This is a genomic window from Streptomyces sp. ADI95-16 (genome assembly GCF_003721495.1).
Taxonomy (GTDB): Bacteria; Actinomycetota; Actinomycetes; order Streptomycetales; family Streptomycetaceae; genus Streptomyces; species Streptomyces goshikiensis.
Window position 1 is genome coordinate 6946461 of the sequence record NZ_CP033581.1, and the last position, 19717, is coordinate 6966177.

Below are 19717 nucleotides of genomic sequence, written 5' to 3' on the forward strand. Positions count from 1 at the left end.
CGTTCTGACGGCGGTTCGGTCGATCGGCGGGCAGGAAGCGGTGCGGATGACCGCTCCAGGGCCCTCAACTGCGATCTTAGGGCCTTCGGCACCCTCCGGACCAGGGAAAATCGCTGAAGTTGACGGTGCGCCAAGTGACATCTGTCTCGTGAGGCGGATTGATGACTCGTCAGATGCGGCGCAACCAAAGGGAGTTGGCGGCAGGTCAGAAGGCCGCGCCTTCCTGGGATTCGGTGTCGAAGACGGCGGTTGGCCCGAACATCCGTGCGTGCTTCGCGGCGGCGAGGGTCAGCGTGCCGCTCGCATCCCGGGCGCTCGCGACCTCGGCCAACTGGTTGACCATGGCAGGTGTCGCCAACGCCTGATCGCGCAGCTCCGGGGAGCGGGACATCAGGACCATGGCTGCAGGGGTGTAGCCCGACTCGACCCAAGACTCCCAGATCGCGTCGCGGTCCTGCTCCTGTCCCGCGAAGAGCTCCTCGCGACGATCGTGGCGGCGCGTGGGGGCCGGGCGGCCCCGGTCGTGGGCCTCCGTGCGCAACCGGACCCGGCGGCCCTCGATGTAAGCGACGGCGGCGCCCTTGCGGATGGCGAAGTTCAGGGCCTGTGCCGCCGTGTCCACCACCGGCTCACCCTTGTCGTTCAAGGAGGTGTTGCACACCATCGGCACACCCGTGGCCTTCCGGAACGCCTCGATCGCCCGGTAGAGCAGGGGGTTGGTCCCGGCGGACAGGGTCTGACGCCGGGCCGAATCGTCAAGGTGGAGGATGGCCGGGACCAGCCGGCGCTTGGACTCGGTCACGTACGCCGTCTCAAGCATGTAGGGCGAGGGCCAGGGGTCCTCGAACCACTCGCCGCTGTACTCCTCCAGGACGATCGGGGCGACGGGACGCCACCACTGCCGGCTCTTCCAGTCGTTCAGCAGGTCCTTCGACCGGGGCGAGCGGGGATCGGCGAGGATGCTCCGGTGGCCCAGCGCACGCGGGCCGATCTCAGCCGCTCCGTCCGCCCACACCAGTGGTCCGTTGGAGAGATCCTCGACGAACTGCGCCTCGCTGAAGTCTTGGACGTCCTCGATGAAGTCGTCGAAGTGCTGCAGCGCACTCTCGACATCGGTCAGTTCGGAGCCGTAGTAGGCGGACGTGAGCTGGAAGCCACCGCCCGGGAGCAGGCCCTCGCCGAGGAGACCGAGGAGGCCGAGCCCGAGGGACTGGCCGGAGTCGTTCGCGCTCGGCGGAGTGAGCAGGCCCTTGAAACCGTAGCGGCGCAGGAGGAAGGAGTTGGTCGGACAGTTGAGGGCGAAGCCTCCGCTCAGGGAGAGGTACGCCTGCCTCGGGTCCACCGCTGCCGACTTGAGCAGCCGGTCGACGTTGCGCACCATGACGAGTTCGCAGGCCGTCTGGACGATCTTCATGACCGCGGACTCCACGTGCTCCCGCTCGCTGAAGCGGCTGTCCAGCTCCATTGACGGCAACTGGGATTCGGCTGCACGGATCACGGCCTGGACGAACGGAAGTGTGTCGACCAGCGGTACCCGCCGGCCTCCGAACAGCTCCAGCTCCCGCACCGCCGCCTCGGTGTCGAAGACGATTTCGGTCGGGCAGGCCGACGCCAGGGCCATCAGGGTGCCCGGCTCCTTGCCGAACTCTGCTGACGCAGCGTCATAGATGGGGGCTGGGGACTCGACCGGGGAGAAGTCGACGTCACCCTTGGAGGACACGCAGCCGGTGTACCAGTACTTCTTGCCCGCCTGGTCAAGGCCGAAGTCGGGCCGGCCGTCCAAGGCCAGTCCGATGATGGTTTCGGTGCGGAACACCTCGGAGTCGAGCAGCAGTCCGCTGTACAGGTGGGCGAGGCTGTGGACCGGGAAGTCCTCGGCGCCGGCCGGCAGCTTGATGTCCGCGTGGTGCGGCAGACCGGGCGTGCCCCAGGACAGGCTCACGTCCTCCGGGGAGAGACCCTCGGCCGCGAGCAGGTCGGCCAGCACCTTGTTGTACCGGTCAACGGTGAAGAGGGGCCAGAAGTGGTGCTTCTGACCGCTGATACGTTCGAGCTCCCAGACTCTGACCAGTTCGACCCGAGAGTCGTGACTGCGCCAGAGCGCGATGTTCTGGTCATGGCGGGGCGCTATGACGGACAGGCTGCCAGGCGGAGAGATGTAGCTCGACAGGAAGTACTTCGCGGCTGGGTACGCGGTCACGATGTCTCTTTCGGCGGTTGGACAGTGGCTACTGCTTCTTCGGGCCAGACGGTTCTGGAAGCGGCCGGCGCCGTCGGTCGCGAGATTGGCGGGGCGTGCTCGACCGTGCCCCCGCGCCCGCCGGCGACGTCGGGTGCGACAGACTGTTCCGGGCGGGTGGTATCGGGCCTCGGGCCGGAATGCCGGCGGCCGCCCGCACAGGGGCTTCGGCCCGTCTGCGGGGCCTCGGGGCGGGACCGGCGGAGACCGCCAGCGTCCCCCCTCATCCGTATACGTCGGCTCCGGGGCAGGCGACGAGATCGCTTGAGCCCGGTCGCGCCGTCCGTGCCGGGACTACTTCGGAGCCGGAACCCGCTCCTCGACGAGCTGGACCAGTTCACCGACGTTGGCCACGGTGAACATGTCGACAACGTCCAGATCCACGTCGAACGCGCTCTGGATCGAGACCATCAGGCGCAGCAACGACACGGAGGTGGCTCCGAGGTCATCGAAGGTGCTGTCCAGCGAGACTTCAAGAGGAGCGAATACTTCGGAAATCACCGACATCAAGTTGTCGGACTGTTCGTTCGACATTTCGTATTTCCCAGATCTCTTCTATTCAAGGCCTATCCGGGTAATTGACCCTACGACGCCGGTGAGACAGCGTCAAGTCCTTTTTCTACGTGGGGGATACGTGCCGTCCGGCTCGCGCCATGCCGTGCTAGTCAAAAACGGAACTAAAAGTTCTGGCGTGAAACGGACATACTCGACCAATTGTTCACCGCTGCTGCCAAGTTCGCCCTGGTCGGGGCTCGACAAGCCGCACCTACCGTGGGGTATGGTGCTTGATAGTTTCATTGCGCAGCCACAGTTCGGGGGTACTGGTGTTAGAAATCGGTTTGCTGCCTCTCACGCCAATCACTGGCGCGGAGGTGGAAGGTGTCGATCTCGCTACGGACCTGTCGCCGAGCGTTGTGGCCCGCCTCCGTGAGGCCCTGCTACGCCACAAGGTGCTCGTCTTCCGGAATCAGCCGATGAACGACGCGCAACAGGTCGCACTCACCAATGCTTTCGGTGGTGCCACCGCGGCACATCCCATCGTGAACGGCCTGCGCGAAGACCCCGCCGTGTTACGGACCGCTCTTTCCGAGGAGCGACGAGCCCTGGTCGAGGCCGAGGCCGGCCTCAGCCATCCCTTGAAGGGATCGACGCCGCGGCGCCTGCGGACCGAGTGGCATGTCGACAGCACCTTCGTGGTCAATCCGAACGCCATCACCATTCTGCGCGGAATCGAGATTCCACCGGCCGGCGGCGACACCCTCTTCGCCAATCTGGAAGCGCTCTACGAGGGGCTGTCACCTTCCCTCCGGGGATTCCTCGACACCTTGCAGGCGATACACTCCCGGCACGCCCCGTCGGCGGCGCCCCGCTTCGATGGCAAGTCGGCCGGTCCCTTCGCGGCCGTCCATCCGCTGGTCCGGGTTCACCCCGAGACCGGTACGCGCAGCCTGCTCGTCAGCGCCGTCTTCATGCAGGCCATCCGCGGTCTCAAGCCCCGCGAGAGCACGGCCCTTCTGGACTTCCTTCTCGACGAGCTCGCCGGCCGGGACGAAATCCATGCCCGGGTCCGCTGGGAGCAGGACACCCTCGTCATGTGGGACAACCGCGCAGTCGCCCATGCCGGCCCGGTGGACGGCCTGATGTTCCAGGAAGAGCGGATCGTGCACCGCACCACCGTCGTCGGCGATCTGCCCTGCGGGCCCGACGGCTTCGTCTCGCGCGCCCTCATGGGGGGCCGGTTCGAGGCGCTGGCTTGAGAGCCCGCGTCGTGACGTCATGGCGATCGTACGGGCCCGCCCCGGTGCCGAGTTCCGGGCCGGAGTACCCCGAGGGCCTTTCCGAGGAACGTCATCGATGGGTCGCCAGGTAGTCCATGTACAGTCAACCCGGTAGTAAATAGATGTACTGGCATCGCGACGCGACGTAGATTCGGGTCAGTCGGTTCATTCTCCGGGAACTTTTGTGGGGGAAACACAAAATGCCCGTCGCCAACCACCGTGAAATAGCCCAACCATCACCCAAGTACCACCTTTCATGTGTCAGTTGCGGCTGGGAGTCCGATCCGGAATTCAGACTGCGATGTCCCCGATGTTCGGGCGCACTCGATCCCAGGATCAACCTGGAGAACGTCACCGAGCGTGACGGCGACCAGCCGGAGCTGACCTACCTGGACTTCCTCCCGGTCGAATCCGAGCACTTCCTCGACGCCGACGTCAGCGTGCGAACCCCCTGCCATCCGGCCCCGCGCCTCGGAGCGGCCATCGGTCTGCCCCGTCTCTGGGTGAAGGACGAGTCCCAGCAGCCGACCGGGACCACCAAAGACCGGCTGGCCTCCGTGGTCCTGGCCGTGTTCCGGCAGTTCGGGATCAAGGAGTTCGTCGCCTCCAGCACCGGAAACAGCTCCACCGCCCTGGCCCGCGCCGTACAGCGCGACCACTCGATGCGGGCACACTTCTTCTGTGGCCGTGACTTCACCGGCGACCACGACATCGAGACCGGCGACCGGGTGTCCCTCACCGTCGTGGACGGAAACTACGCGCAAGCCACCCAGACGGCGCAGGAATTCGCGGCCCGGCACGGTCTGGTCTGGGAGGGCGGGTTCTTCAACTGGGCCCGCCGTGAGGGTCTGAAGCTCACCTACCTGGAAGCCTTCGACGCCATGGACGACGAGCCCGACGTCGTCGTCCAGGCGATCAGCAGTGGCATGGGGATGATGGCCGTGCGCAAGGGCGTGGCAGAGTACCTCGCCTGCGGCCGGCTCACCTCCTCGCCCCGCCTCCTCATGGTCCAGCAGGACACCTGCGCGCCCATGGCCGTGGCCTGGCGGGAGGGACGGGCCGAGCTGACGGAGGACGACGTCATCGAGCACCCCACCGGACTGGCCCGGGCCATCCTCCTCGGCGACGGCAGGGCCACCTATCCCTACATGCGGGGCATCGCCACCGAGAGCGGTGGCGCCATCGTCTCGGTGAGCCAGGACGAACTGGTCCAAGCCCGTACGATGCTCCGCGAGCTGGAGGGGCTGGACGTCTGCCACTCCTCGGCCGCGACCATTGCCGCGCTGCGCAACGAGGCCGCGGCCCAGCGGATCACCCCGGATCAGGTCGTACTGGTCAACCTGACCGGCCGTGAGCGGAACACCGCCGCCGCTGCCGGACCGGCCCTCGCCACCGCCAGCGTCGGCTGAGCCTCCTCCCCCGAGCCGGATGCCGCCGCTCCGACCGGAGGGTCGCGCCCGCCCTCACCTTCACAAGGATTCCGTTGATACTCAGTCACCTCTCCCCGCAGCAGGCCGGGCGTCACGCCGAGTTCCGTGCCTTCGCCGACCGTGCCCTGGTGCCGCAGGCGGACCTCTTCGACCGCGAGCAATCGATCTCCCGAGAGGTCGTCGCCGACCTGGCCGGGCAGGGCTACCTCGGTGCGCTCGTCCCGAAGGAGTTCGGGGGCCTCGGCATGGACTGGATCGAATACGGGCTGCTCACCGAGGAACTGGGCCGAGGCTGCCAGTCGATCCGCAACTTCGTGGCCGTGGACGACATGGTCGCCCACTCGATCCACAAGTGGGGCACGGAGGAGCAGAAGCGGCAGTGGCTCCCCCGGATCACCTCCGGCCGGACGCTGGCCGCCTTCGCCCTGACCGAGCCGGAGGTCGGCAGTGACGCCGCCGCCGTCGAGACCACGGCGACACCCGACGGCACCGAGATCGTCCTGCGCGGCACCAAGAAGTGGATCAGCTTCGCGCAGATCGCGGACCTCTTCCTGGTCTTCGCCAAGTTCGAGGGGCAACACACCGCCTTCCTGGTGGAGCGGGACAGTCCTGGCCTGTCGGTGGAGCCGATCGAGGGCCTGCTGGGGCTGCGCGGCTCGATGCTCGGCCGGATCACCTTCGACGACTGCAGGATCCCGGCCTCCAACCTGGTCGGGCGCCCCGGCCTCGGCCTTACCTTCGTCGCCTCCAGCGCGCTCGACCTCGGCCGCTACAGCACCGCCTGGGGCTCGGTCGGTCTGGCCCAAGCCTGTCTGGAGGCCTCGTCGGAGTACGCCGGCCGCCGCACCCAGTACGGCACCGAGATCCGCAACCACCAGCTGGTCCAGCAGCTGCTGGCCGACATGCTCACCGACACCATCACGGCCCGGCTGCTCTGCCACCACGCCGGGGTGAGCAAGGAGCGGGGGGAGGTGGAGGCCGTCAACCACACCCTGCTGGCGAAGTACCGGGCCTCGACGAGCGCCGTCAAGGCGGCCGCCGACGCGGTGCAGATCCACGGCGCCCAGGGCATCGGGGCGGAGGCGCCCGTCCAGCGTCACCACCGGGACGCCAAGGTGATGGAGATCATCGAGGGCACCACGCAGATACAGCAGACCATGCTCGGTCAGTTCGCCGTCCGGGCGGCACGGCAGTGAGCGAGCTCCGGACGGGCGCGGTGACCTATGGTCAGCTGTCGGTCCTGCGATCCCTGGAGACGCACGGGCCCGAGCACCGGTCGGTCGCCAACCTGATCAGTGTCTGGGAGGTGCCGTTCGGTGTAGGTGCGGCTCAAGTGATGGATGCCTGGCTGCAGTTGGTGGCGGCACACGAATCGCTGCGGACCACCTACGACCTGAGCGGGCCGGCTCCGACCCAGACGGTCCACCGATATCACCCGTCCCGGGTGGCAGCGGTGGAGCTGGCCGAGGACAACTTCGGGGAGGCCCTCCGGCTGGGTGCGGAGGCGGCCGCCGAGCCGATCGACATCGAGGCCGAGCTGCCGTGGCGCGCGTTCGTCACCACCCATCAGGGGGATGCCCTCCACCTGGTCACGGTGATCCACCACGTGGCGGCCGACAACGGTGCGCTACGGGTGCTGGAGGAGCAGCTCGGCGTCCTCTTGGAGGGCGGGACGCTCGGGTCGGTGGTGCAGCCGCTGGAAATGGCGCAGGAGCAGCAGGAGGAGCCGGGCACCCGGAGCATCCGGCACTGGACCGAGGTCTGGGACCGACTCGTCCCGGGGGACCGGGATCCGGGGGACGCCAGTGAGCGCCGCCGGGCCTCGCTCTACAGCCTGGAGGGACTGACCGCCGCGCAGGAGCTCTCCGATCGGCTGAAGGTCTCGGTTCAGTCGGTGGTGCTCGGCGTCGGCGCGCTCGCGCTGTCCCGTCTCATGCGGACCGAGCAGGTGACCTTCGCGCTGATGGCCGCCAACCGGCTCACCACCCGGTGGGTGCCGCTGGTCAGCTCGCTCAACCAGTTCGCCCCGGTGACCATCACGGTCGACGAGGAGGCCGATCCGCTGGAATACCTGCGGGCCTGCTACGTCCAGTGCATGACGGCGTACATGAATGGCTGCTACGACGTCGACGCGCTGAAGGAGGGCCTCCGGGAGGCCGGCCTGCCGGAGGCGGACCCCACCGCCTTTGCCAAGCACTACAACTTCCTCGGCGAGGTGGACTCCGAGCCGGCCGCCGGATCGGCCCTGCGCACCGGGATCGAGTGGCGTCCGTCCACCCAGCGGTCAGGGCCGAACTTCCACCTGGCGGTGGCCACGGGGAAGGGAATCCTCATCGGAGTTGGCGCGAGCCGCGACTATCTCGAAGGGAATCTCCCAGCCGTTCTCGCGGCCTCGATCGAGGCTGGCCTGATCAATATCTCCAAGGGCTCCGAGAGAACCCTGGCCGATGTTTCGCTGGATAACCTCTGGCGGATTTTCTGAGGGTCAGCAGTTGCGGGGGGAATTTCTTCTCCCCCCGCACATCGGCTTCTTGAAAATGGGTCGCGCCAGTTCTAGAAGCCTGCGCAGATTCCGCGAAGCTGCTTCTTCATGATTAACACCTCCTTGTCTGTGGCGACTATAGCCACAGGCGCCCGGGACGTGGAAGAAAATTCTGGACAGGGCCTAGGAAAAGACGGTTAGGGTTTCACTCATGACGGATTCTTATGCCGACCCGGGAAATCCGGATCACCGGAGCGCCGCCCGCTACCTGTGGTGGCTGACCATGAGCCAGCGCCGACGGGTGGCGGCCGGTGCGGTGATTGGCACCCTCTGGATGGTCTGCCTCATGCTGCCGCCGTACCTGATGCAGCGTGCGATCGACGACGGGCTCCAGCCAGGGAAGACCGGAGTCCTGGGCGGCTGGGTGGCCGCACTGGTCGGTGCCGCGCTGCTCAACGCCTGGCTGGGCATCATGCGCCACCGCACCATGACACGGGTCCGGATGGACGCGACCTTCCGGACCATCAAGGTCGTGGTCGCGCACTCCACCCGGCTGGGCGCCGAACTGCCCCGCAAGGTGTCGGTCGGCGAGGTGGCCAACATCGGGGTGGGTGACGTCGCGCAGATGAGCCAGACGCTGACGATCACCGGCCCGGGCGTCGGCGCAGTCGTCGCATACCTGGTGGCGGCCGCGCTGCTGCTGTCGGTCTCCGTCCCACTCGCCCTGGTGGTCCTGCTGGGGGTGCCGTTGCTCGTGGTGGTGGTCGGGCCGCTGCTGGAGCGCCTCCAGGGCGCGGAGTCCAAATACCGCGAGCAGCAGGGATCGCTGACCACCCGGCTCGGGGACATAGTCGGCGGCATGCGCGTGCTCAACGGCATCGGTGGCAAGGAGCTGCTCGCCGGCCGCTACATGCGCGGATCGCAGGCCCTGCAGGACGAGGGCTACCGGGTCGGCGCCGTGACCAGCTGGATCCAGGCGCTCTCGGTCGGCCTCCCCGCCCTCTTCCTCGCGCTGGTGACCTGGCTGGCCGCCCGGATGGCCGCCGAGGGAACCATCACGATCGGCACGCTGGTCGCCGTCTACGGTTACGTCGCTGTCCTGGTGGTGCCGGTCTCCAACTTCATCGAGGGCGGATACGACCTCACCAGGGGCCTCGTGGCCGCCCGGCGGGTGGTCCGGATGCTCAGCCTGAGGCCCGCCGTCGAGGACGTCGCGACGCTCCGGCCGGCACCTGACGCCCCATCAACCCTGCACGACGCCGACACCGGTGTGGAGCTGGCCCCGGGCCGGCTGACCGCGATCGTGAGCGCCCGCCCTGCCGAGTCCGCAGCCGTCATCGACCGGCTCGGCCGGTACAGCGGATCGGCGGCGACCTGGGGCGACGTGCCGCTCGCCGAGATCGCCCTGGCCGAGATCCGCAGTCGGATCCTGGTGGCGGACAACGACGCCGACTTCTTCTCCGGCGCGCTGCGCACCGCGGTCGAAGGCAAGTCCGAGCACACCGGCCCGTCCATCGCCCGAGCCATCCAGGACGCCGCCGCGGAGGACATCGTGCAGGCGATGCCCGACGGCCTCGACACCACGATTCAGGCCCAGGGCAGCAACCTCTCCGGCGGCCAGCGCCAGCGACTGCGGCTGGTCCGTGCCCTGTTGGCGGCCCCGGAAGTGCTCCTGCTGGTCGAGCCCACCTCCGCCGTGGACGCTCACACCGAAGCCGCCATGGCCGCCGGGCTGCGACGGGCACGGGCCGGGCGCACCACCGCCCTCACCTCGACCTCCCCTGTCCTGCTGGAACAGGCCGACACCGTCTGCTACCTCGTCGACGGCCGTCTGGCGGCGGCCGCCCCGCACCGGGAACTGCTCGCCTCGGAGCCCGGCTACCGCGCACTGGTGGCCCGCACCCAGGAACCCGCCATCGAGTCCACGCCCGCCGAGGAGACCGTCCGATGACCGCTCAGACCGAGGCCGCCCCGGGGCGGCTCCCGATCGCCGGCCCGGCCGACGTCCGCCGGGCCGCCGTGCGCCTGATCGGCCAGGACGGCCGCGCGGTCATCACGATGCTGACCCTCAACGGACTGGCCGCGGCCGCCAGCCTGGGTGGCCCTTGGCTGCTCGGCCGGATCATCGACGACGTCCGGGGCGGCGCCGGGGTGGGACACGTGGACCGGCTCGCCCTGGGCATCCTCTGCTTCGCGGTGGCGCAGCTGCTCCTCGGCCGCTTCGCCCGCTACGCAGCCCATCGCTTCGGCGAGCGGACCCTGGCGCGAATTCGCGAGCGGTTCGTCGACCGTTCCCTCGCCCTGCCCGGCTCAGTGATCGAGCGCGCGGGCACCGGTGACCTGCTGACGCGCGGCACCGCAGACGTCTCCACCGTCGGCACCACCCTGCGCGACGCCGGGCCCGAGGTCTCCGTGGCGCTCGTCCAGGTCCTCCTGATCCTGGTCGCCATGCTCGTGGTCAACCCGTTCCTCGGCATCTGCGGGATGCTCTGCCTCTCCGGGATCTGGTTCGCCGCCCGCTGGTACCTACGCCGCGCCCACACGGGCTACCTTGCCGAGGGCGCCGCCAACTCCGAGCTCGTCGAGATCCTCACCTCCACCGCGGCGGGAGCCCGCACCGTCGAGGCGCTGAGCCTCCAGGACCGCCGGATCGCCGCCACCGCCGAGGCGGTCGAGCACTGCCGGGTCACCCGTACCTACACCCTCAACCTGCGCACCGTGCTCTTCCCGGTGGTCGAGTTCTCGTACATCGCCCCGGTCGCCGGCATCCTGCTGCTCGGCGCCGCTCTGCGCGACAGCGGCGCGGTCACCACCGGAGCGGTGGTCGCCTGCGCTCTCTACTTCTGGAAGCTCTCCGAGCCGCTGGACAAGGTCCTGCTCTGGCTCGACCAACTCCAGCGCAGCAACGCCTCCTTCGCGCGGGTCGAGGGCATCGGCCAGGTGGGTGCCCCGGCCGTGTCCGGTGGCGGGCAGCCCGAGGACGACCGGATCGACGTGGTCGGTGTCCGGTACGCCTACCAGGGCGAGCGGGACGTCCTGCACGGTGTCGACCTCACCATCCGCCCGGGCGAGCGGCTGGCGGTGGTCGGCCCGTCCGGAGCCGGCAAGTCCACCCTGGGCCGCCTGCTGGCCGGGGCGGAGGCACCCCGGACCGGACAGGTGACGGTGGGGCAGGTGCCGGTCACCGAGCTTGACCCGATCCAGTTGCGCCGGCACGTCGTCCTGGTCTCCCAGGAACACCACGTCTTCCTCGGCACCGTCCGGGACAACCTCCTGATCGCAGCGCCCGCCGCGACCGACAAGGACCTGCACGCGGTACTGGCCGCCGTCGACATCGACTGGGTGGACGAGCTGCCGGACGGGCTGGACACCAAGCTCGGTTCCGGCGGGCACCGCCTGGACGCCCAGCAGGCCCAGCAGCTCTCACTGGCCCGGGTCGTCCTGGCCGATCCGCACACGCTGATCCTGGACGAGGCGACCTCGCTGCTCGACCCGACCACGGCCCGGCACACCGAGCGCTCGCTGGCGGCCGTGCTCAAGGGGCGCACCGTGATCGCCATCGCCCACCGCCTGCACACCGCCCACGACGCGGACCGGGTGGCGGTCATGGACGGCGGCCGGGTGACCGAACTGGGCAGCCACGAGGAGCTCTTGGCGGCCAACGGCGGCTACGCCGCGCTGTGGAAATCCTGGCACGGCGCCTGAGCGCGCCCCATCCCCCTCGACCCCTCTCGACCAGTAGGAGCGGAACCCCATGCACTCGGCACCACCGCAGACGGCCCAGAGCTGGGTCCGGCCGATTCCCGGCCGGACCGAGCCCGGCGCCCTCCGGCTCTTCTGTTTCCCGTACGCCGGGGCAGGCGCCTCGGCCTTCCGGGGGTGGGGCGCCGGACTCCCGGAAGGAGTGGAGGCATTCGCCGTGCAGCTGCCGGGTCGGGAGGACCGGTTCTTCGACCGGCCGATCGCGGACCTGGAAGAGCTGCTGGACGTCCTTCTCCCCGCCCTGCTGCCCTACCTGGACCGGCCGTTCGCCTTCTTCGGGCACAGCATGGGCGCCATCGTCAGCTGGGAGCTCGCCCGCAGGCTGCAGCGTGAGCAGGGGCTGGAGCCGGTCCGGATCATGGTGTCCGGCTGCCGGGCGCTACCGGCCCACGAGTCCAGGAAGCTGAGTGAACTCGACCTCTCCGACGAGGGGCTGATCAACGAGCTCCGCCGTCTCAACGGCACGCCGGAGAAGTTGCTGCAGAACCCGGACTTCGTCACCTTCATCCTGCCGACCTTCCGGGCCGACCTCTCGCTGTTCGCCGGCTACGTCTACCGGCCGGGCGAGTTGCTCACCTGCCCGGTCTCGGTCTTCGGTGGTGACGCGGACCCCAGGGTCGCCGAGGAGCACCTTGAGGGCTGGGCCGATCTGACCACCGGCCGGACCGAGGTGGAGGTCTTCCCCGGTGGCCACCTCTTCCTCAATGACGAGCGGGAGGCCGTGCTCCGGAGCGTGTCCCGGGCGCTCCCGGTCGTCGGCCACTGACCAGTACTTCCTTTCGAACCTAGGGGGCTCGCGTGGAGACAGTGTGGAATGTCGTCCAGGCTCAGGTGGAGCGGACGCCCGAGGCCGTGGCCGCGCGGACGGCACGCACGTACACCTACCGTGACGTCGCCGCGCTGGCCGCAGACCTCGGCGAGCGGATAGCGGCGAAGGTCCGGCCGGGCTCCGTCGTGGCGCTCGACGCGTCCAGCCGGTTCAGTGGGGCCGTCGGCATCCTCGCCGCGAACGCCGCGGGCTGCGCCGTGCTGCCGCTCGACCGGCAGAGCCCGCCGGCCAGGCGGGCCCGGGTCCTCGACGACGCCCGCCCCGCCCTGCTGCTGCGCGAGCTGGCCGAGGGCGAGTTCGCCCTGGAGAGGAACGGACTTCCGTCGCCGCCGAGGGAACCGGACCTGGGTGAGATCGCCTACATCCTTTACACCTCCGGCTCGACCGGGCAGCCCAAGGGCGTGATGGTGGGCCACGAGGCCCTGATCGACCGCCTCGCCGCCCTGGCTGAGCGGCCGGGGCTGGCGGCCGGCGAGAGCGTGCTGGCGATGGCCGCGCTGTCCTTCGACATCTCGCTGGTGGAGCTGCTCCTTCCGCTGACCGTGGGGGCCTCCTTCACGGTAGTCCCGGAGGAGATCCGGGCGGATCCACTCGCCTTCGCGGAGCTGGTGGCGGGGGCCGCGCCGGACATCGTCCAGGCCACCCCCAGCTTCTGGCGGATGCTGACGGCCTCCGGCTGGACGGGTGCGCCCGGTAGCCGACTGTGGACCGGCGGAGAGACGCTCACCCCGAGCCTCGCCCGGGAGCTGCTGCCGCGGTGCGGTGAACTGTGGAACGTGTACGGCCCGACCGAGGGAGTCCTCTGGGCCACGGCGGCGCGGGTGGAATCCGCCGAGCGGATCTCGCTCGGCGAGCCGGTGGCCGGGGTGGGCCTCTTCACCGACGAGAGCGGTGAACTCCTGCTCTACGGGCAGGGGCTGGCGCACGGCTACCTCAACCGAGAGGAGCTGACGGCTGAGCGTTTCCTGCATGGTGACACCCCCGACGGCCGCCGCCGCGTCTACCGCACCGGGGACCGGGTCGGACGGGGGCCCGACGGCGCACTGGAGTTCCTCGGCCGCCTGGACAGCCAGGTCAAGCTGCGCGGACACCGGATCGAGCTGGGCGAGGTGGAGGCCGTTCTGGAGGAGCACCCGGAGGTCTCGCAGGCCGTCGTGTTGGTCCAGGACGCCGACCGGCCCGACGCCGCGGCGCTGGTGGCCTTCGTGGTACAGCGCGCCGAGGCGGACCTCCAGGGCTGGTTGAAGGACCGGCTGCCGTCGAGCCACCACCCCGCCAGGATCACTGCCCTGTCCGCGCTGCCCCGCACCACCACAGGAAAGGTGGACCGGATCGGGTTGGCGGCCGGCCTGGCCGTCGGCGACCAGGTGGTGCAGGCTGCCAAAGCGCCCGCCGCAGCGCCCTCGGGGGACGTCCGGGCACGCGTGGCCGAGGCGTGGCGGCAGACGCTCGCCGCGGACTCCGTCGACGAGGACACCAACTTCTTCGACGCCGGCGGGAATTCGGTCCTCCTGACGGTGCTCCAGAAGCGGCTCACCGACGGCCTCGGCATCCGGGTGCCGATCAAGGAGATCTTCCGGTACCCGACCGTCGCCTCGCTGACCGACTACATCCTCCGTACGGAGATGCCCCATTGAATCTCTACTGCATTCCTTACGCCGGGTGCTCGGCACGCGTCTACGACCCGTGGCAGCGCCACCTGCCGGACTTCGTCACCGTCGTGCCGCTGGAGCTCCCCGGCCGGGGCTCACGCTGCGTGGAGGAGCCGATTGACGAGCTGGCAGCCCTGCTCGCGGACCTGTACCAGCAGCTCGACCCGGGCTCGCCGTACGTGCTGTTCGGCCACAGCTACGGTGCTGTGATCGCCTTCGAGCTGACCAAGTTGCTCCGCTCCAAGGGTGCTCCGGAACCGTCGGCGCTGCTGGTCTCGGCCAGCCGCGCACCCCGGCTGCCGGCCGCCGACGCGGACAGCCACCGACTCTCCGACGCCGAACTCATCGAGCGACTGGCCGCGGTGGGCGGGACTCCGAAGGAGCTGCTGGAGAACGAGGAGCTGATGGAGATCTACCTCCCCGTCATCCGCGCCGACTACCGGATCCTCGGCGAGTACGGCACCGGCACCCCAGGTACGGTCGGCTGCCCGGTGGTGGCGTTCTACGGGGACACGGACCACGAGGCGGACCTGTCTTCGGTCGAGGCGTGGGCGGACTACACCGATGGTCCCTTCCGAGTGGAGCAAATCCGCGGCGGCCACTTCTTCCTGCACTCCGCCGAGCGTGAGCTCGTGGCCGCCGTCGAGGCGGTCTGTACGAAGGGGGAGCCTTGTTGAGTCCGGCCGTCGCACCGGTGGCCCTCGGCCAGTTGTCGGTCATCCGCGACCCGGAGCCGTCCGCGCCGGACGAGCAGAGCGACGGGATCCTGACGCAGTCCACGCGCTGCCGGCCACGGACCACCGCCGCCGAGGTCACGGCCGCCCGGTCGGCATTGCCGCTCCTGGACGGCATCGAACGGGCGCCGAACACCCTGGACGAGATCGAGTACGCCCCGCTGCGCCGGGTCGACCAGAACCCGGAGAGAACCAAGTGACCGTGACACAGGCCGCACGCTGCCCCTACCGCGACGACGACCGTCCGGCGGCCGACCCCTGCGCGGACTACCTCCCGCTGCGGGAGGAGGAGCCGGTCCGCTGGGACGAGGACCTGGAGGTGTGGATCGTCTCCGGGTTCCGCGAGACGACGGCCCTGCTGCGGCACCCCGCCCTGTCGGCTGCTTGGCCGCAGCGGGGCACCACCACCCTGCACCGCGAGGGAGAGGGCGGGGGGCGGGCCGCGGAGGTCGTGCGCAGGTGGTTCATGTTCAACGACGACCCCGAGCACGCGGCGGCCCGCCGGGTCGTCGCGCCGCTCTTCGCGGCCGACCGGCTCGCCGCGATGCGTCCCGTCGTCGAAGAGCTGGTCGACGAGCTCCTGGCGGGGCGGACGGACGGGCTGGAGGTGATGGCGGAACTCGCCGTCCCGCTCTCCAGCCGGGTCATCTGCCGGCTCCTGGGTCTGCCCGCGGAGGTCGCGCCCCGGCTGCACGACTGGTCTCCCGACATCGCGGCGCTGCTGATGGCGGACTACCTGCCGGAGGTCAGGACCAGGGGTCATCGCGCCTTGCGGGAAATCGCGGACGTGGTGGACGAGGCCCTGCGCTCGGAGGTCCGCGAGGGCACCGGGCTCTGGCTGCTGCGCAACGCCCGCGAGGAAGGCGTCATCGAGGCCGCCGACGTCTGGGCCACAGCGAGCCTGCTGATCTACGCCGGGTTCGAGACCACCTCGACCTTCATCGGCAAGGCCGTTCGGGCCGCGCTGCACGCCGATGCCTGGGCCGACCTGCGGAGCGGTGAACCGGGCTCGGTGGTCGACGAGCTGCTCCGATTCGACACCTCCGTCCAGCAGGTGGCCCGGGTGGCCACCGCGCCGGTGGAGGCGGCCGGTCACCTGATCGCGGAGGGGGACCTCGTCCTGCTGATGCTCGGCGTGGCCAACCGCGACCCGGCCGTCTTCGCCGACCCGGACCTTCTGGACTACGACCGCGAGATCAGGCGGCACCTCACCTTCGGCTTCGGCGCGCACTACTGCCTGGGGGCGGGGCTGGCGCGGATGGAGTCCGAGATCGTACTGGAGCGCCTCGCCGGCAGGTGGGCGGACCTCGCCCTCGACGGGCCGCCGGTGACGAGGCAGCACTTCGGCGTCACCGTCCTGGAACGCCTGGCCGTGCGCGGCACGGCCTCTTGACGGCCGACCGCACATCCCTGAAAGGAGAGTTTGATGCAGGGCATCGTGAACGAACGGACGGTGGTCCGGATGCTCGGCGCGATCGTCGACGCGCATCCGGACGTGGTTGCGGTCGAGTGCGGCGAGCAGAAGCTCACCTACCGTCAGTTCTGGGACGCGGCTGCCGCGGTGGCCGGACGCATACGGCAGGCCGAGGGGCACCGGAGCGGTTGCCTCGTCGGTCTGCTCTTCGAGCGCGGCATCGAGGGCATCGTGGCGCAGCTCGGAAGCTGGCTCGCGGGTGCCGCGTACCTGCCGCTCGATCCGGCACTGCCGGACGGCCGGGTGGAGGCGATCCTGCGAGACGCCCGGCCGGTGGCCGTGCTCGCGCAGGAGGGGCTCGCCGGACGGGTGCCCGCGGGTGTTCCGGTACTCGACAGCACCGGGGCGGCCCCGGCGTCGGTGTCGCCGGCCCCGCTGGCCTACGTCATCTACACCTCCGGTTCGACCGGTACGCCCAAGGGCGTCGAGGTCGGCCACGCGGGCCTGGCGAACCTGGTGTCCTGGCACCGGGAGACCTACGGCACCCGGCCCGGGGTGCGGGTCGGAGCCTTCGCCGGGCTGGGGTTCGACGCCACGGTCTGGGAGGTCTGGGCGGCGCTCGCGAGCGGGGCGACGCTGGTGCTGCCGACCGAGCGGCTGATCGTCGACAGCGCGGTGATCGCCGAGTTCATCGAGCGGAGCGCCATCACGCACTGCTTCCTGAGCACCCCGCTCGCCGAGCAACTGTTCGCCCTCCCGGCCCCGCCCGTCGGCCTGGCCGTCCTGCTGACCGGCGGGGACCGCCTTCGGGTGAGCCCGCCGGCCGGCTTCCCCGCCGCGGTCTTCAACCACTACGGGCCGACCGAGGCCACCGTGGTGACCACCGCCAGCGCGGACCTGCGCCGCTGCCCCACCGAGGGCGCGCCGGTGATCGGACGCCCCATCGCCGGCGCGAAGGTCCGGCTGGTGGATGCCGACGGGGTCGAGGTCGCCGAGCCCGGTGTGCCCGGGGAACTGCTGATCGGAGGCGATGTCCTGGCCTTCGGCTACCGGGGCGACCCGGAGCTCACCGGCAGCAAGTTCGTCGCCGACCAGGACGAGAACCGCTGGTACTCCTCCGGCGACCTCTGCCGCTGGACGGCCGACGGCGAGCTGGAGTTCGTCGAGCGGCGGGACGCCCAGGTCAGCATCCGCGGTCACCGGGTGGAGCCGGCCGAGGTCGAGCAGGAGATCCTGGCTGTTCCCGGAGTGGACCAGACGGCCGTCGTCCACGTGCCGGACCAGGACGGCGGATCGCTGCACGCCTTCTTCTGCGGCGAGGCCGAGCCGGGCGACATCCGCGCCGCACTGACCGGTCGGCTGCCCGCGTACATGCTCCCCACCGGGCTGCACCGGCTCGTCGCGATGCCGCTGACATCCAACGGCAAGATCGACCGGAAGGCCCTGCCGGACACTCCGGTCGCAGCCGCGGCCGAGCCCTCCCCCCTCGGCGCCACCGAGGCGCGGATCGCCGAGATCTGGTCTGAGCTGACCGGGAACCTCCCCCGCTCCGGGGACAGCTTCTTCGAGATCGGTGGGCACTCGCTGATCGCCGCCCGGGCGGTGTCCCGGACGCGTGAGCAGTTCGGCATCAAGATCGGGCTGCAGGCCATCTTCAACCATCCGGTCCTCGCGGACTTCTCCGCCGAGGTCGACGAAGCCGTCAGGAGTGCAGAGTGATGCAGGACCAACGGCCCCTCGTGATAATGGAGTTCGGGAACGAGGTGCCCCGCAGGACCTTCGGCGGCATCCTGCCCGACGGTTGGCGGGAGCGGACCCTCAGGATCGACCCGTTGCGCTACCCCGGCCTCGCCGACGGAGTCGTCGGGACGGCTGAGCAGGCCGCCCACTGGGCCGAGCGGATCACCGCCGCCGGGCCGCTCCCGGTCGCGGTGCTGGCCTACTGTTCGGCCGTCGGCCTGGCCTCGGCGCTGGTGGAGGCGCTGCCCGGGCCGGACGTCCCGCTCATCGTGCTCGACCCGGCACCGGGCGATCCCAAGGCGCCTCAGGAACTGCTGGACGACCTCGCCCTGGCGATGGACGAGTCCGCCGAGGTGCCCACGATCACCGGCCTGCCGTCCGGTGACGCGCTCACCCTGGCCGGCTCCTTCCTGCTCTCGGTGATCGTCGGCTGCTCGCCCGGGCTCGACGAGGAGATCCTGGTCGAACTCACCGAGGGGCAGCGGGCCTGGCTCAGCTTCACCCTGACCGCGGCGGTGCCCCCGCAGGCCCCGCCGGCTCCCACCCACGTCCTGCTGAGCGAGGCGCTCGACTGGCCGGGCTCCGGGGCGGTGCACCGGGTCGATGTGACGGCGGAGGAGCTGTTCCACGCGCCTGCCGTGAAGGTCCTGCTCACCAACCTGCTGGCCACCGGGGGGAAGGAGGAGCCGTGCAGCCTGCCCTCGTAGAGCGTGACGCCGTCGACCCCCTGGCGGCGGCCCAGCCGGCCGGCGCCGTGCGGGACGACCCCGCCGGCATCGCCCGCGCCCCCGGACCGGCGGCCGACTGGCCGGAGCTCGGCCTGCCGGACTACCGCCAGTACGCGGTGCCCGTCGGTCACTTCGAGATGATCGACCACGTACCCACCCTGGAAGCGGCGGAAGCCGTGATGGCCGAACTCGACGGGGCCGCCTCGTGATCACCCTCCTGCCGCCCGGCGTTGAGGTCGAGGAGGCGTACGGTGATCTGCCCGACGCCCCGCTGCAGCCGGGGGAGGCCGAGGCGGTTGCCCGGTCACCGGTCGCCAGGCGCCGCGAGTTCGCCACCGTCAGGCACTGTGCCCGAACCGCCCTCGGTCGGCTCGGCATCCCCCCGGCCCCGATCCTCCGGGGCACGGCGGGGGCACCGCAGTGGCCGTGCGGCGTGGTCGGCAGCATGACCCACTGCTCGGGCTACCGGGCGGCCGTGGTCGCCCGGGCCGGGGCATTCCGCTCCCTCGGCATCGACGCGGAGGTCCACCAGCCGCTGCCCGACGGGGGCCTGCGCCTGATCACGTCGCAAGCCGAACGGCGCCACCTCGCGGAGCTCCTCCGCCGGGACGCGGAGGTGCACTGGGACACGCTGCTCTTCGCCGTCAAGGAGAGCGTTTACAAGGCGTGGTACCCCCTGGGCGGCGTCGTGCTCGACTTCGTCGACGCCGAAGTCGTCCTCGACCCGGAGAACGGCACCTTCACCGCCCGGCTGCTGGCTCCGGAGGCGACGGCTGACGGGGCCGGCCCGGTCTTCTTCGAGGGGCGGTGGCGGGTGGCGGACGGGCTGGTCCAGGCCGCGAGCGCCGTTCCGGGTCGGATGTGCGCTTCCGGCCCGTCCCGTGAATTCCGGTAAACGGGAATCTTGACAGAGCGAAGGGAATCGAAAG

General features: G+C 70.2%; 17 protein-coding genes. 15 read left to right on the forward strand and 2 right to left on the reverse strand.

Going from position 1 to position 19717, the window contains the following annotated elements; all coding sequences use genetic code 11:
• Nucleotides 1-205 precede the first annotated feature (205 nt).
• Both EES41_RS30835 and EES41_RS30840 read right to left on the reverse strand, forming a co-directional pair.
• On the reverse strand, nucleotides 206-2200 hold the full coding sequence (locus tag EES41_RS30835) for a carbamoyltransferase C-terminal domain-containing protein (RefSeq protein WP_123081251.1): 1995 nt from the start codon (nucleotides 2198-2200) through the stop codon (nucleotides 206-208).
• A 333-nt stretch (nucleotides 2201-2533) separates the two neighbouring features.
• Entirely contained in the window at nucleotides 2534-2740 is a 207-nt protein-coding gene (locus tag EES41_RS30840; protein WP_164495982.1) for an acyl carrier protein, read from the reverse strand.
• 323 nt (nucleotides 2741-3063) lie between these two features.
• On the opposite strand from EES41_RS30840, the gene EES41_RS30845 reads away from it, so the two are divergent.
• From EES41_RS30845 to EES41_RS30910, 15 genes are all read left to right on the forward strand, one after another.
• Complete coding sequence (locus EES41_RS30845) at nucleotides 3064-3996, forward strand: TauD/TfdA family dioxygenase (RefSeq protein WP_216827272.1); 933 nt, start codon at nucleotides 3064-3066, stop codon at nucleotides 3994-3996.
• 221 nt (nucleotides 3997-4217) lie between these two features.
• Nucleotides 4218-5426 carry a pyridoxal-phosphate dependent enzyme gene (locus tag EES41_RS30850; protein ID WP_123081254.1) on the forward strand — a complete coding sequence of 403 codons (1209 nt, stop codon included), beginning with the start codon at nucleotides 4218-4220 and terminating at the stop codon, nucleotides 5424-5426.
• Between the two features lie 74 nt (nucleotides 5427-5500).
• Nucleotides 5501-6643: an acyl-CoA dehydrogenase family protein gene (locus EES41_RS30855; protein ID WP_250568680.1), complete on the forward strand. Its 1143-nt coding sequence runs from the start codon at nucleotides 5501-5503 to the stop codon at nucleotides 6641-6643.
• Nucleotides 6640-7929 (forward strand): condensation domain-containing protein, encoded by a 1290-nt coding sequence (locus tag EES41_RS30860; protein WP_123081255.1) that lies wholly within the window; start codon nucleotides 6640-6642, stop codon nucleotides 7927-7929. The genes EES41_RS30855 and EES41_RS30860 overlap by 4 nt, the downstream gene beginning before the upstream one ends.
• Before the next feature lie 211 nt (nucleotides 7930-8140).
• Nucleotides 8141-9880, forward strand: a complete 1740-nt coding sequence (locus EES41_RS30865; RefSeq protein ID WP_164495984.1) for an ABC transporter ATP-binding protein — start codon at nucleotides 8141-8143, stop codon at nucleotides 9878-9880.
• Nucleotides 9877-11634 (forward strand): ABC transporter ATP-binding protein, encoded by a 1758-nt coding sequence (locus EES41_RS30870; protein WP_123081257.1) that lies wholly within the window; start codon nucleotides 9877-9879, stop codon nucleotides 11632-11634. Before EES41_RS30865 ends, EES41_RS30870 begins: the two co-directional genes overlap by 4 nt.
• A gap of 49 nt (nucleotides 11635-11683) precedes the next feature.
• Entirely contained in the window at nucleotides 11684-12457 is a 774-nt protein-coding gene (locus EES41_RS30875; RefSeq protein WP_123081258.1) for a thioesterase II family protein, read from the forward strand.
• Between the two features lie 32 nt (nucleotides 12458-12489).
• Nucleotides 12490-14157, forward strand: a complete 1668-nt coding sequence (locus EES41_RS30880; protein WP_164495985.1) for a non-ribosomal peptide synthetase — start codon at nucleotides 12490-12492, stop codon at nucleotides 14155-14157.
• Nucleotides 14154-14849, forward strand: a complete 696-nt coding sequence (locus EES41_RS30885) for a thioesterase II family protein (protein WP_123081259.1) — start codon at nucleotides 14154-14156, stop codon at nucleotides 14847-14849. The genes EES41_RS30880 and EES41_RS30885 overlap by 4 nt, the downstream gene beginning before the upstream one ends.
• On the forward strand, nucleotides 14846-15106 hold the full coding sequence (locus tag EES41_RS43215) for a hypothetical protein (protein ID WP_250568681.1): 261 nt from the start codon (nucleotides 14846-14848) through the stop codon (nucleotides 15104-15106). Before EES41_RS30885 ends, EES41_RS43215 begins: the two co-directional genes overlap by 4 nt.
• Nucleotides 15107-15108: 2 nt before the next feature.
• Nucleotides 15109-16299 carry a cytochrome P450 gene (locus EES41_RS30890; protein WP_254211620.1) on the forward strand — a complete coding sequence of 397 codons (1191 nt, stop codon included), beginning with the start codon at nucleotides 15109-15111 and terminating at the stop codon, nucleotides 16297-16299.
• A 33-nt stretch (nucleotides 16300-16332) separates the two neighbouring features.
• Nucleotides 16333-18039 carry a non-ribosomal peptide synthetase gene (locus EES41_RS30895; RefSeq protein ID WP_123081260.1) on the forward strand — a complete coding sequence of 569 codons (1707 nt, stop codon included), beginning with the start codon at nucleotides 16333-16335 and terminating at the stop codon, nucleotides 18037-18039.
• Nucleotides 18039-18767: a hypothetical protein gene (locus EES41_RS30900; RefSeq protein ID WP_123081261.1), complete on the forward strand. Its 729-nt coding sequence runs from the start codon at nucleotides 18039-18041 to the stop codon at nucleotides 18765-18767. Before EES41_RS30895 ends, EES41_RS30900 begins: the two co-directional genes overlap by 1 nt.
• On the forward strand, nucleotides 18749-18997 hold the full coding sequence (locus EES41_RS30905) for a hypothetical protein (protein WP_123081262.1): 249 nt from the start codon (nucleotides 18749-18751) through the stop codon (nucleotides 18995-18997). Before EES41_RS30900 ends, EES41_RS30905 begins: the two co-directional genes overlap by 19 nt.
• Nucleotides 18994-19683: a 4'-phosphopantetheinyl transferase gene (locus EES41_RS30910; RefSeq protein ID WP_123081263.1), complete on the forward strand. Its 690-nt coding sequence runs from the start codon at nucleotides 18994-18996 to the stop codon at nucleotides 19681-19683. Before EES41_RS30905 ends, EES41_RS30910 begins: the two co-directional genes overlap by 4 nt.
• Nucleotides 19684-19717 lie beyond the last annotated feature (34 nt).

Bases quoted from the DNA above. Each gene is read 5' to 3' on its own strand.
- EES41_RS30900 (WP_123081261.1), top strand. From the start codon at position 18,039: ATGCAGGACCAACGGCCCCTCGTGATAATGGAGTTCGGGAACGAGGTG.
- EES41_RS30865 (WP_164495984.1), top strand. From the start codon at position 8,141: ATGACGGATTCTTATGCCGACCCGGGAAATCCGGATCACCGGAGCGCC.
- EES41_RS30850 (WP_123081254.1), top strand. From the start codon at position 4,218: ATGCCCGTCGCCAACCACCGTGAAATAGCCCAACCATCACCCAAGTAC.
- EES41_RS30870 (WP_123081257.1), top strand. From the start codon at position 9,877: ATGACCGCTCAGACCGAGGCCGCCCCGGGGCGGCTCCCGATCGCCGGC.
- EES41_RS30895 (WP_123081260.1), top strand. From the start codon at position 16,333: ATGCAGGGCATCGTGAACGAACGGACGGTGGTCCGGATGCTCGGCGCG.
- EES41_RS30875 (WP_123081258.1), top strand. From the start codon at position 11,684: ATGCACTCGGCACCACCGCAGACGGCCCAGAGCTGGGTCCGGCCGATT.